The organism is Janthinobacterium sp. UMAB-56, assembly GCF_900095265.1.
Taxonomy (GTDB): domain Bacteria; phylum Pseudomonadota; class Gammaproteobacteria; order Burkholderiales; family Burkholderiaceae_D; genus Janthinobacterium.
In genome coordinates this window covers 128,854-140,613 of the sequence record NZ_LT607651.1, presented here as the reverse complement: position 1 = coordinate 140,613, position 11,760 = coordinate 128,854, and the positions used below count along the sequence as shown (strand labels likewise).

The 11,760-nt window shown below is 62.1% G+C and carries 12 protein-coding genes; 7 read left to right on the top strand and 5 right to left on the bottom strand.

Features of this window, described 5'->3' with window-relative positions; all coding sequences use genetic code 11:
* Window positions 1-100 precede the first annotated feature (100 nt).
* Complete coding sequence (locus K0F85_RS00665) at window positions 101-640, top strand: GNAT family N-acetyltransferase (RefSeq protein ID WP_219114094.1); 540 nt, start codon at window positions 101-103, stop codon at window positions 638-640.
* An 85-nt stretch (window positions 641-725) separates the two neighbouring features.
* Here the strand turns inward: K0F85_RS00665 and K0F85_RS28470 are convergent, their stop codons facing one another.
* Genes K0F85_RS28470 through K0F85_RS00655 form a run of 3 tightly spaced genes read right to left on the bottom strand, consistent with a single transcriptional unit; the run spans window position 726 to window position 2,787 of the window.
* Entirely contained in the window at window positions 726-860 is a 135-nt protein-coding gene (locus K0F85_RS28470) for a hypothetical protein (RefSeq protein ID WP_257572433.1), read from the bottom strand.
* Window positions 857-1,828: a D-2-hydroxyacid dehydrogenase gene (locus K0F85_RS00660; RefSeq protein ID WP_219114093.1), complete on the bottom strand. Its 972-nt coding sequence runs from the start codon at window positions 1,826-1,828 to the stop codon at window positions 857-859. Before K0F85_RS00660 ends, K0F85_RS28470 begins: the two co-directional genes overlap by 4 nt.
* Window positions 1,825-2,787 carry a LysR family transcriptional regulator gene (locus tag K0F85_RS00655; RefSeq protein ID WP_219114092.1) on the bottom strand — a complete coding sequence of 321 codons (963 nt, stop codon included), beginning with the start codon at window positions 2,785-2,787 and terminating at the stop codon, window positions 1,825-1,827. The genes K0F85_RS00660 and K0F85_RS00655 overlap by 4 nt, the downstream gene beginning before the upstream one ends.
* 148 nt (window positions 2,788-2,935) lie before the next feature.
* Between K0F85_RS00655 and K0F85_RS00650 the strand changes: the two genes are divergently transcribed.
* From K0F85_RS00650 to K0F85_RS00625, 6 genes are all read left to right on the top strand, one after another.
* A complete protein-coding gene (locus K0F85_RS00650) occupies window positions 2,936-3,148 on the top strand; it encodes a hypothetical protein (RefSeq protein WP_219114091.1) in 213 nt (70 codons plus the stop codon).
* The gene (locus K0F85_RS00645) at window positions 3,145-4,005 is read left to right on the top strand and encodes an alpha/beta hydrolase (RefSeq protein ID WP_219114090.1); all 861 of its coding nucleotides are present in this window, start codon (window positions 3,145-3,147) and stop codon (window positions 4,003-4,005) included. Before K0F85_RS00650 ends, K0F85_RS00645 begins: the two co-directional genes overlap by 4 nt.
* Before the next feature lie 271 nt (window positions 4,006-4,276).
* A complete protein-coding gene (locus K0F85_RS00640; RefSeq protein ID WP_219114089.1) occupies window positions 4,277-5,530 on the top strand; it encodes an efflux RND transporter periplasmic adaptor subunit in 1,254 nt (417 codons plus the stop codon).
* Between the two features lie 2 nt (window positions 5,531-5,532).
* Window positions 5,533-8,733: an efflux RND transporter permease subunit gene (locus K0F85_RS00635; RefSeq protein ID WP_219114088.1), complete on the top strand. Its 3,201-nt coding sequence runs from the start codon at window positions 5,533-5,535 to the stop codon at window positions 8,731-8,733.
* 44 nt (window positions 8,734-8,777) lie between these two features.
* On the top strand, window positions 8,778-10,223 hold the full coding sequence (locus K0F85_RS00630) for an efflux transporter outer membrane subunit (RefSeq protein WP_219114480.1): 1,446 nt from the start codon (window positions 8,778-8,780) through the stop codon (window positions 10,221-10,223).
* Between the two features lie 175 nt (window positions 10,224-10,398).
* Window positions 10,399-10,956, top strand: coding sequence for a fasciclin domain-containing protein (locus K0F85_RS00625; protein WP_219114087.1), 558 nt, complete (start codon window positions 10,399-10,401; stop codon window positions 10,954-10,956).
* A 66-nt stretch (window positions 10,957-11,022) separates the two neighbouring features.
* Here the strand turns inward: K0F85_RS00625 and K0F85_RS00620 are convergent, their stop codons facing one another.
* Window positions 11,023-11,271: a hypothetical protein gene (locus K0F85_RS00620; protein WP_219114086.1), complete on the bottom strand. Its 249-nt coding sequence runs from the start codon at window positions 11,269-11,271 to the stop codon at window positions 11,023-11,025.
* A gap of 43 nt (window positions 11,272-11,314) precedes the next feature.
* Window positions 11,315-11,647 (bottom strand): hypothetical protein, encoded by a 333-nt coding sequence (locus tag K0F85_RS00615; RefSeq protein WP_219114085.1) that lies wholly within the window; start codon window positions 11,645-11,647, stop codon window positions 11,315-11,317.
* Window positions 11,648-11,760 lie beyond the last annotated feature (113 nt).

Below are 11,760 nucleotides of genomic sequence, written 5' to 3'. Positions count from 1 at the left end.
GCATGGCTCGATGCAGCGCGAGGATTTCGAACTGGCCGCCGATGATTTCGCGGCCTGGCTGGCTGCCGATTGCCCGCTAGCATGAGGAGGACATAAGGCGATGAAAGTTGTTGATCTACCCGCTTTAGAGCATCCGTTGGTGACTTTGCGCCAGCTGGAGCGTAGCGACGCGCCTGCCTGGTATGCCTACCTGGCCGACTGCGCCGTTGTGGAACACACAAGCTGGAACTTGCGCTGTATCGAGGACTTGCTGCCCAATTTCGATGACTACGCATCGTCCGCGCCATCTTCTCCCATGCGCCTGGCCGTGGTGCTACGCGACGGCGGCCAGCTGGTTGGCACGATAGGCTTGAATGCCATTTCCCCGCAGCATCGCACGGCGGAGATCGCCTACGACCTGTCACCTGCCGTCTGGGGGCAGGGCGTGGCTACCTCGATCGTGAACGCTGTCGTGGACTGGGGCTTCCAGCGCATGGGCTTGCTGCGCATCCAGGCAACCGTGTTGGAAAGTAATACTCGCTCGCTGCGCGTGCTCGGGCGCTGCGCTTTTGAGCGGGAAGGCTATCTGCGCAGCTACCGGCAGATTCGTGGAAGATCCGGCAACTTCTGGCTGTATGCGCGCCTTGCCGGCATTCGATGAACAAGCCTCCCCTGAGCATCCTGCTGGTAGTGGACCACCTGGCTATCGCGCGCCAGGTACTGGATTTTCCCAACGGCTTGGGCTGTTAGACCGACCATGCGGGCGCGTCAGCCGTCCGTAGTTGCCCGATCAGCTCGGCCGCCTCGAGGAACAGGTCGAGGCGGTCGTATTCATCGTCGTCGCTGCACAGCAGGTCATCGAGTTCGTTTAACAGGCTCATGCCACCACGTTCGTGGGCGCCCCCCGCTCGAATGCTTCCACGTTGCCGATCAGGATGTCGGCCAGCTTCTGCATGGCTTCCCCGCTGGCCCAGGCCGTGTGCGGCGTGAGGATGAAGTTGGGCAGGCGCAAGTTCAACAGCGGGTTGTCGGGCAGCGGTGGTTCCGTGGATAACACGTCGAAGCCGGCGCCAGCGATCACGCCGTTCGCCAATGCTGTGGCCAGCGCCGCCTCATCGACGAGGCCGCCCCGTGCCGTGTTGATCAGCAGGGACGTGGGTTGCATGCGCGCCAGTTCCTCGGCGCCAAGGATATTGCGCGTCTGGTCCGTCAAGGGCAGGTGCAGGCTGAGCACGTCGGAAGTGGCCAGCAGCTCGTCGAACGTCACTTGCGTCACGCCATCGTCTTCGATGGCAGAACGGTTGTGCACGATGACTTGCATGCCGAAAGCGCGTCCCAGCTGGGCCACGGCCTTGCCCAGCGCGCCGTAGCCGAGCAAACCCAAACGGCTGCCGGCCAGGTCGCGGATCGGGTGGCCGAACAGGCAAAAGCGGTCGGACGCCTGCCATAGTCCCGCTTCCACATCGGCGCGGTAGGCAAGCAGCTGGCGGCGCAGGGCCAGCATCAGTGCCAGGGTATGTTCAGGCACGGTGGCGCGTGCATAGTCGCGGATATTTGCCACGACGATGCCCCGTTCGCGGCAGGCGGCCAGGTCGAGGATATCCGTGCCGGTGGCGGCCACGGCGATCATCTTCAAGTCCGGCAATTGCGCCAGCTCGGCTGCGCGCAGCGGCACTTTATTCGTGATGGCAATCGTGGCGCCCTGCAGGCGGGCAACCGTTAGTTCGCTGCCCTTGGTGTGCGGAAACTCTTCCCAGTTGTGCGCGAAGGCGGGCACACGCAGATTGGCGATCAGGCTGTCGCGGTCGAGGAAGACGATGCGCTGGGATGATGTGCTTGCTGCGGTCATGGCTGTGCCTCGGTCTGGGTGGCGCGCGCGCTGGGAAGATTGCTCTTGCCCTTCAGTTGCGTGGCCGGGTGGTTGATAAACATGTCGGCGACCCATTCGACAAACACGCGCACCTTGGCGGACAGGTGACGGTTGGGCGGATAGATCACGTGGATGGGCAGCGGGTCCGATTCCCATTCACCGAGCAATTCCACCATTTTGCCCTGTTCCATCAACGGCGCAAGCATGAAATGCGTCATTTGCACGATGCCCAGGCCAGCCAGGCCGGCCGCCGCGTAAGCGTTCGAGTCGTTCAGGGCGATATGGCTGGGCATGGACATCTGGAGGCGTTCGCCGGCCCGCGTGAAATCCCAGTCAAACGTTTTACCGGTCTTGGCGGAGAAAAAATTCACACCACGGTGCTGCGCCAGGTCGTTCGGGTGCAGCGGCGTGCCGTGCCGCGCCAGGTAGGCGGGTGCGGCGCACGTCATGAAGTGCAGCACGCCGACCCGGCGCGCGATCAGGTTCAGGTCGCCCAGTTCGCCGCCGCGCACGGCGCAGTCGACGCCTTCCTCGATCAAGTCGACGGGCCGGTCGCTGCAACCGAGTTCCAGCGAGATGTCGGGGTAGCGGGCAAAAAAATCGGGCAGGGCGGGGATGATCAATTCGCTGGCCAGCGCCGTGGGCGCATCCACGCGCAGCCGCCCGCTGGGACTCAAGCGCGTGCGTGACAGCGACTCCTCGGCCTCGCGCACGTCGGACAGGATGCGCACGCAGCGCTCGTAATAGGCGGCGCCGTCGGAGGTGATGCTGACGTGACGCGTGGTACGGTTGAGCAATTTAACCGACAAGCTCGCTTCCAGCGACTGGATCAGGGTCGACACGGTGGCTTTCGGCAGCTGCATGTTTTCCGCCGCGCGCGTAAAGCCGCCCGCATCGACGACTTGGATGAAAACTTCCATGGCTTGCAGCTTGTTCACTTGATTTCCTATCACTTTATGCGTGATTATTCAGAATCCTGAACAATCAATTCGTCATTGCACTCTTTATCAGATTGTAGATCAAGTCTATAGTTGTTGTACTGCAGCATAAATGTGATGCCGCAGGAAGTACAACAGGAGAAATATCATGGGTCATCGGAATGGACACTTTGCAGTACCCGCCCTGGTTGCGGTTGCGCTTGCTCTGGCCGCGATGGTATCGACGGATGCATATTCGTTGGCGGCGCAAAGCGAAGCGAGCGGTTATAGCGCCCTGACCCATGAAGTGGGCGGCGTCGCCCTGTTGTGCCTGAACGACACGGTGCTCGATGGTGCGGTACAGCCGGTGTTGGCGCAATGAGCATTGTCGAACCCGTGGCCGAACTGGCACCTGGCCAGGCGCTGAAGATACGCGACATCCAGGTGCAGGGCGCGCAGGATGCGCTCGCCGCGCGCGTCTACACGGCCGGCGTGCCGGGCGCCAAGCAGTCGAGCCTGATCGTCTTCTTCCATGGCGGCGGCTTTGTTGACGGCGACCTGGATGATGCGGATGACTTCCTGCGCTGCCTCGTGTTGAGCAATCCCGACCACGTTGTGCTGGCCGCGAACTACACCCTGGCGAAGGTGCGACCATTCCCCGCCGCCGTGGAAGACGCGCATGCCGTGCTGCTGTGGGCGAAAAAGAACAAGTCCAAGCTGGGCTGGACGGGCAAGCAGATGGTGGTGTCGGGCATCGAAGCGGGCGCCAACCTGGCCGCCGTGTGCGCCATGATGTCGCGCGACCGGGGCGGACCGCCCCTCGCGGGCCAGGTGCTGATCATGCCCATGCTCGATCCCGGCCTGTCGACCTGCTCGATGCGCTCCTTGCCCAGTTGCCCGGACCTGGCGGAAGTGGCCGATCAATGCGCCGCCGCCTATCGTGGTTACCTGCCGAATGCCGCTGACCGTACTCATCCGTACGCGTCGCCATTACAGTCGAGCCGTTTAAAGAATTTGCCGCCAGCCTTGATATTGTCCAGCGAAGACGATCCATTACGCGACGAGGCTGAACAATACGGCAGCAAACTGATCGCCTGCGGCATCAAGACCACCGTGCGGCGCATGGCCGCCGCGCCGCTGCAAGACGCGACCGCCCGCAACGAGTGTGCGTGCAAGGTGCAGGTACTGGGTGAAATCGCCAGCTTTGTCGCTGGACTGGGGCAGGAGCCCGCGTCATGAAGCCGCAAATTGCGGCATCGCAAAAAAACTTACACTAACAAGTTTACTTTTTGAGTTTCGGTTGCTACACTATGCAGTGTAGTTCCCATCTTGCCTGAGTTGTGCGTTCGCACAGCCAGCTTCGTCGTCCCCGTCCGCTTTTAAGCAGCTGGCGGCCTGTTTACCTTTGATCGAGCGCCGTCGGGCGCCATGGCACCACCATTCACTTTTTCAGCTGGGTTGCTTCCTGCCGCCCATACCATTAGAAATTTTCATAAAACAGGGAAATAAAATGAAAAACGTTCAACAATTTTCCACCTTAGGTACACTCCTCAAGCCTCTCGCCGCCTCGCTCGCGCTGGCGGGACTGGTGGCCGTGAGCCTGGCCGGCTGCGATTCAGCCAATAGCAAGGTGCCCGACGCGCCGGCGGCCGGCGGCCCGCCCATCTCGGCCGCCGCCGTCATTGAAAAACAGATCACGGAAACGCAGGAATTCTCGGGTCGCCTGGAAGCGATCGAGCGCGTGGAAATCCGTTCGCGCGTCGGCGGCTTCATCACGGCTGTCAACTTCAAGCCGGGCAGCGAAGTGAAGAAGGGTGAAGTGCTGTTCGTCATCGATCCACGCCCATTCCAGGCCGAAGTGTCGCGCGCCGAAGGCACGGCCGCCTCGGCCCGCGCCAAGGCGGAACTGGCCAAGCTGGAACTGTCGCGGGCTGAAAAGCTGCTGGCTGAAAAAGCCATCGCCCAGCGCGAATTCGATGAAAAGGCTTCGGGCTTGAAAGAACTGGACGCCAACGCCCGCTCGGCGCAAGCCGCGTATGAAGCGGCCAAGCTGAACCTGTCGTACACGCAGGTGCAGGCACCGATCAGCGGGCGTGTCAGCAAGGCGGAAATCACTGTCGGCAACCTGATCGACGCTTCCGCCATCTTGACCTCCGTGGTGTCGACGGACCGCATCTACGCCAGCTTCGACGGCGATGAAGATACCTACCTGCGCGTGGCCGGCACGGCGCAAAAGGGCACGCCCGTCACCGTCAAGGTGGGCCTGGCCAACGAAACGGGCTTCCCGCATGAAGGCAAGCTGGAATTCGTCGACAACCAGCTCGACCCGGCCACGGGCAGCGTGCGCATGCGCGCCACCTTCGCCAACGCCGAGCGCCAGTTGGTGCCCGGCCTGTTCGCGCGCATCCAGCTCGATGGTGGCAATGGCCCGCACGCGCAAAGCACGGCCCTGTTGATCAGCGACCGCGCCGTCGGCACGGACCAGAGCCGCAAATACGTCTACGTGGTGGGTCTTGATAACAAGGCCGAATACCGCGCCGTCAAGCTGGGCCCGAATTCGGACGGCTTGCGCGTGGTGCGCGAAGGCTTGAAAGCGGGCGAGAAAATCGTCGTCAACGGCTTGCAGCGCGTGCGCCCAGGCGCGCCCGTGACGCCGCAGATGGTGGCCATGGATTTTGACCCGACTGCGCCTGTCGCGCCCGCAAAACCTGAAGCAAAAGACGCCAAGATCGCCGCGAAAGCAGCATCGACTTCCAAGGAATAAACATGAATTTTTCCCGCTTTTTCATCGACAAGCCGATTTTCGCGGCGGTGCTGTCGATCGTCATATTCGTGGCCGGGCTGCTGTCGATATTCGGCCTGCCCATCTCCGAATATCCCGACGTCGTGCCGCCATCCGTGGTGGTGCGCGCGCAGTATCCGGGCGCCAACCCGAAAGTGATCGCCGAAACCGTCGCCGCGCCGCTCGAAGAGCAGATCAACGGCGTCGAGAACATGCTCTATATGTCCTCGCAAAACACGTCCGATGGCGCGATGATGCTGACCGTGACCTTCAAGATCGGCACCAACGTCGAGCAGGCCGAAACGCAGGTGCAGAATCGCGTGCAGCGCGCCTTGCCGCGCCTGCCCGAGGAAGTGCGCCAGATCGGCGTAACGACCGTCAAATCCTCGCCCAACCTGACCATGGTGGTGCACCTGGTTTCGCCAAACAAGCGCTATGACGACATGTATTTGCGTAACTACGCGGTGCTGAACGTCAAGGACCAGCTGGCCCGCTTGCCCGGCATGGGCGACATCCAGATCTTCGGTGCCGGCGACTATGCCATGCGCATCTGGCTCGACCCGCAGAAAGTGGCGGCGCGCGGCATGACGGCCAATGACGTCGTCGACGCCATCCGCGAGCAAAACGTGCAGGTGGCCGCCGGCGTGATCGGCGCTTCACCGGCGAAGAACTCGGACTTCCAGCTGACCGTCAATACCCAGGGCCGTCTGCAGACGCCCGAGGAATTTGGCACCATCATCGTGCGCACCAATGCCGACGGCGCCGTGACGCACCTGAAGGACGTGGCGCGCGTGGAAATGGGCGCCAACAGCTACTCGCTGCGTTCGCTGCTGAACAATAATCCAGCCGTCGGCATGGGTATTTTCGAGGCGCCGAATGCCAATGCGCTGCAACTGTCTTCCGACGTGCGCGCCAAGATGGACGAATTGAAAAAAGACTTCCCGCAAGGCGTGGAATACCGCATCGAGTACGACCCCACGCAATTCGTGCGCTCGTCCATCGAGGCGGTGATCCATACCCTGCTCGAAGCGATTGCTCTGGTGGTGCTGGTGGTGATCATCTTCCTGCAAACCTGGCGCGCATCGATCATTCCGCTGCTGGCCGTGCCCGTGTCGATTGTCGGTACCTTTGCCGTGATGCTGGGCTTTGGCTTCTCGATCAACACCCTGTCGCTGTTCGGCCTCGTGCTGGCCATCGGTATCGTCGTCGATGATGCCATCGTGGTGGTGGAAAACGTCGAGCGCAATATCGAGGAAGGCTTGTCGCCGCGCGACGCTACCATCCAGGCCATGAAAGAGGTCAGCGGTCCTATCGTCGCCATCGCCCTGGTGCTGTGCGCCGTGTTCGTGCCGATCGCTTTCGTGCCCGGCCTGTCGGGCGAGTTCTACCGCCAGTTCGCGCTGACCATCGCCATTTCGACGGTGATTTCCGCATTCAGCTCGCTGACTCTGGCACCAGCCCTGTCGGCCGCGCTCTTGAAACCGCACGATGCGCCGAAAGACGCGCTGACGCGCGGCATGGACATGGTCTTCGGGCGCTTCTTCGCCTGGTTCAACCGCTTCTTTGGCCGCGCTTCGCACCGCTATGAAGCTGGCGTGAAAGGCGTATTGGGCCGCAAGAGCGCCTCGCTGGGCGTGTATGCACTGCTGGTCGTCGCCGCCATCTTCACCTTCAAGTCCGTGCCGGCCGGTTTCGTGCCAGCGCAGGACAAGCAATACCTGGTGGGCTTTGCGCAGTTGCCTGACGCCGCTTCGCTGGATCGCACGGAAGATGTGGTGCGCCGCATGTCCGACGTCATCAAGTCGGTGCCTGGCGTCGAATCGACCATCGCCTTCCCCGGCCTGTCGATCAACGATTTCACCAATGCGCCAAACGCCGGCATCGTGTTCGCCACCCTGAAGCCATTCGATGAACGCACCAGCAAGGAATTGTCGGGCGGCGCTATCGCAGCCGAGATCAACAAGCGCCTTGGCGGCATCCAGGATGCCTTCATCATGGTCTTCCCGCCACCGCCGGTCAACGGCCTGGGCACCATCGGCGGCTTCAAGATGATGATCGAAGACCGCGGCAACCTCGGATACGACGCGCTGTACAACGCCACCCAGGCACTGGCCGCGAAAGCGTACCAGACGCCGGAACTGGCGGGCGTGTTCTCGGGCTACCAGATCAACGTGCCGCAGCTGTTTGCCGACGTTGACCGCGTAAAAGCCAAGCAGATGGGCGTGCAGCTGCAAACGATTTACCAGACCTTGCAGATCAACCTCGGTTCGCTGTACGTGAATGACTTCAACCAGTTTGGCCGCACCTACCAGGTGCGTGTGCAAGCCGATGCCGAGTTCCGTTCGCATGCCCAGGATATCGCGCAGCTGAAGGTCCGTAATAACAAGGGCGAAATGATCCCGTTGTCGTCGCTGATGCGCGTTAAGGACAGCTATGGTCCTGACCGGGTGCAGCGCTACAACGCCTATGCCGCAGCCGATTTCAACGGCGGCGCCGCCCCTGGCGTATCGAGCGGCCAGGCGCAAGCCGCGCTGGAACGCATCGCCAAGGAAGTGCTGCCGCAGGGGATCGCGTATGAATGGACGGAGCTGACCTATCAGGACATCTTGTCCGGCAATACGATGATCTATGTTTTCCCGCTGTGCGTGCTGCTGGTGTTCCTGGTGCTGGCCGCCCAGTATGAAAGCTGGACCCTGCCGCTGGCCGTGATCCTGATCGTGCCGATGTCGATTCTTTGCGCCTTGTTGGGCGTCAAATTGACCGGCGGCGACAACAACGTGTTTACCCAGATCGCGCTGTTCGTGCTGGTGGGACTGGCGTCGAAGAATGCAATTCTGATCGTGGAATTTGCGCGCGAACTGGAAGAGCATGGCCGCACCGTCGTGCAAGCCGCGCTGGAAGCGTGCCGCCTGCGCCTGCGTCCGATTTTGATGACGTCGATCGCCTTCATCATGGGCGTGGTGCCGCTGGTGTTCTCGCACGGCGCCGGTTCGGAAATGCGCCATGCCATGGGCGTGGCGGTATTCGCCGGCATGCTGGGCGTGACCTTCTTCGGTCTGTTCCTGACGCCCGTGTTCTATGTACTGCTGCGCACCCTGGCGCAGCGTTTTGAGAAAAAACCAGCCGTCGCTGTCGCCAAGCCTGTTGCCGCGCCAGCATTGGACCTGGAAGGAGATATATATTGAAAACCAAGGAAATCATCTGGCGTGTCAAGCCTGTGCTGACCGCCATGGCCGCTAGCGTGCTGCTGGCCGCCTGCGCGGCGCCGGAGTTCAAGCCGCCGCAGATCGAGACGCCGACGGCGTTCAAGGAAGCGCAAACCCTGCCCGCCGTGCAGACGGCGGCCGATGGCACGCGCTGGAAGCAGGGCGTGCCAGCCGAGCGCCAGGCGCGCGGCGAATGGTGGCTTGCGTTCAATGATCCGGCCCTGACTGGCCTGATCAACGAAGCCACGCAGGCCAACGCCAACCTGGCCGTCGCCGCCGCCCGCGTCAAGCAGGCGAGGGCGATTGCCGGTATCGCCGAAGCGGACCGCATCCCGCAAGTGGGCGTGAATGTGGGTGGCCAGCGCAACCGCGCTTCCGCCGTCTCGCTCGGCTTGCCGAACGGCGCGCCGGTGGCCGCCAGCAACGTCTACCAGGCCAATCTGACGGCCAGCTATGAAGTCGACCTGTTCGGCAGAGTGGCTTCGAATGTCAGCGCCTCGCGCAGCGATGCGCTGGCCGTGGAAGCGACTTACCGCTCGGTGCTGCTGTCCTTGCAGGCCGATGTGGCGCAGACCTACTTCAAGCTGCGCGCCACGGATGCCGAACTGGCCACCCTGGAGCAGACGGTGCGTTTGCGCGAGGAAAGCGTGCATGTGAACCAGCGACGCTATGACCTGGGCGACATCGGCGAATTCGACCTGTCGCGTGCCCGCACGGAGCTGTCGACCGTGCGCGCCGAAGCCATCGGCTTGCAGCGTCAGCGCGCTACCGGCGAGCATGCGCTGGCCGTCCTGCTGGGCAAGCCGGCCGCCAGCTTTACGGCCACCGTCAATCCGCTGCAAGACAGCGGTTTCCTGCCCGTGATCCCGGCAGGCATGCCGTCGTCCCTGCTGGAGCGCCGTCCCGACATCGCGTCGGCGCAGCGCTCCATGGAAGCGTCGAATGCGCGCATCGGCGTGGCGAAATCGGCCATGTTCCCTGCACTGACCCTGAATGCCTCCGGCGGCGGCGCGTCCGACACCTTCTCGGACATCTTCAAGTGGAGCAGCCGCTCCTGGCTGCTGGGCGCCTTGATGTCGATGCCGATCATCGACGGCGGGCGTAACAAAGCTGCCGTGAGCCGCAGCGAAGCGCAGCTGGAAGAGTCGGTGGCGACGTATCGCCAGAGCGTGCTGGTGGCTTTCGCCGAGGTGGAAGACAACCTGGCCGGCTTGCGCATCCTGTCGGGACAAACGCAGCAGATCGATGAAGCCGTCGTCTCGGCGCGCCGCTCTGCCGACCTGGCGCAAAAGCTCTACGACGCGGGCCGTTCCAGCTACCTCGATTTGCTGGACTCGCAGCGCAACCTGGCATCCATCGAGCGCAACGCCGTGCAATTGCGCGGCAACCGCGCCGTCACCACCGTGGCGCTGATCCGCGCCCTGGGCGGCGGCTGGGGCGAGACGGAGCCGCAAGTGGTGGCCAACTAGTTTCCCGGCACCGCGGGCTGGATCCTTCCGGCCCGCGACGAGGGAGCCTGTCTGGAACGGCGTCGTGCGCTTGCACGGCGCCGTTTTTTGTTTTCTGCAAGTTGAATCCATTTGCGGAACGGCCGCGTAAGTACTCCTGCAATCATGCAAACGCAGTCATCCAGGAGATACCATCATGCGCACCTTCGTTCCCGCAGCACTGTTCATCACTTCCATGCTGGCCGCCAGCGCCCCTTTTGCCGCCGACATGACGACCATGGTGGGTGGTCAGAGCATGTATCCGTCCAAGGACATCGTCGATAACGCCGTCAATTCTGCCGATCACACCACCCTTGTGGCTGCCGTCAAGGCCGCCGGCCTGGTCGACACCCTGAAAGGCAAGGGCCCGTTTACCGTGTTCGCGCCGACGAATGCGGCGTTTGGCAAGCTGCCCGCCGGCACCGTCGAGACGCTGGTCAAGCCGGAAAACAAGGCCACCCTGACGAAGATCCTCACCTATCACGTGGTACCGGGAAAATACGACTTCAAGGCTCTGGCCAAGGAAATCAAGATGCACGATGGCAAGGCGAGCTTGCCCACTGCCAGCGGGGGCAAGCTGATGTTCGCCATGAACGGCATGCACAACATCGTCGTGATGGATGAAAGCGGCAATAGCGCCAACATCAGTACCTATGATGTGTATCAATCGAATGGCGTGATCAATGTCATCGACACGGTGCTGATGCCGAAATAAATAGCAGAAAAAACGGACGAAAAAAAAGACAGGAAAATCCTGTCTTTTTTGTTTTTTCGGCCGCGATTACTTGGCTGGCGCTGCTGCCGGTGCGGAAGCTGCTGGAGCGGCCGGAGTTGCTGGCGTTGCCGCTGCGGCTTTCTTCGCCTTGTGATGCTTGGCTTTCTTGTGCACTGCTGGCTTGACGGCGGCTGGCGCTGCCGGTGCTTCAGCCTTGGCTGCTGGCGCTGCCGGGGCAGCAGGAGCGGCTGGCGTTTGGGCGAAAGCGGCGGTGGCGAACAGGCTGGCGATCAGGGTAGCGATAACTTTTTTCATGATGAAATCCTTGCTGTGGTGTGGTCAGTAAAGTGTGTCGGAATTACTTGGCTGGCGCTGCTTCAGCGGTGGCCGATGCCAGCTTTTCGTCAGCCTTGGCTTTGGTTTTCTTGGCTTTGTGGTGCGCCTTGGCCTTGGTGGTGGCCGCTTCCGCTTTGGCGCTGGCCACATCCGTTTTGGCGGCGACGACTGCTTTCGCTTCTTTCGCGTCCGCTTTTACGACCGTTTGCGCTTCCTTGGCATCGGCTTTCACGACGGCCTTGGTGTGGGCTGCTTCCACTTTGGCGGGGACCGGGGCTGCCGGCGCTGCAGGCGTCTGGGCAAAGGCAGCGGTAGCGAACAGGCCGGCGATCAGGGTAGCAATTACTTTTTTCATGGTGCAGTCCTCGGTGGTGGTTTGTCTGGTATGTCTGTTGGTGGCGGGATGATTCCCGTGTCACTGAGCATAAAACGCGCCCCCGGACGCTTGGGTTGACGGCCATTACAAAC

Coding starts and splice junctions, on each gene's coding strand:
- K0F85_RS00620 (WP_219114086.1), bottom strand. CDS start 11,271: ATGAAAAAAGTTATCGCTACCCTGATCGCCAGCCTGTTCGCCACCGCC.
- K0F85_RS00630 (WP_219114480.1), top strand. CDS start 8,778: ATGGCCGCTAGCGTGCTGCTGGCCGCCTGCGCGGCGCCGGAGTTCAAG.
- K0F85_RS28470 (WP_257572433.1), bottom strand. CDS start 860: ATGAGCCTGTTAAACGAACTCGATGACCTGCTGTGCAGCGACGACGAT.
- K0F85_RS00665 (WP_219114094.1), top strand. CDS start 101: ATGAAAGTTGTTGATCTACCCGCTTTAGAGCATCCGTTGGTGACTTTG.
- K0F85_RS00660 (WP_219114093.1), bottom strand. CDS start 1,828: ATGACCGCAGCAAGCACATCATCCCAGCGCATCGTCTTCCTCGACCGC.
- K0F85_RS00650 (WP_219114091.1), top strand. CDS start 2,936: ATGGGTCATCGGAATGGACACTTTGCAGTACCCGCCCTGGTTGCGGTT.
- K0F85_RS00645 (WP_219114090.1), top strand. CDS start 3,145: ATGAGCATTGTCGAACCCGTGGCCGAACTGGCACCTGGCCAGGCGCTG.
- K0F85_RS00625 (WP_219114087.1), top strand. CDS start 10,399: ATGCGCACCTTCGTTCCCGCAGCACTGTTCATCACTTCCATGCTGGCC.
- K0F85_RS00635 (WP_219114088.1), top strand. CDS start 5,533: ATGAATTTTTCCCGCTTTTTCATCGACAAGCCGATTTTCGCGGCGGTG.
- K0F85_RS00640 (WP_219114089.1), top strand. CDS start 4,277: ATGAAAAACGTTCAACAATTTTCCACCTTAGGTACACTCCTCAAGCCT.
- K0F85_RS00615 (WP_219114085.1), bottom strand. CDS start 11,647: ATGAAAAAAGTAATTGCTACCCTGATCGCCGGCCTGTTCGCTACCGCT.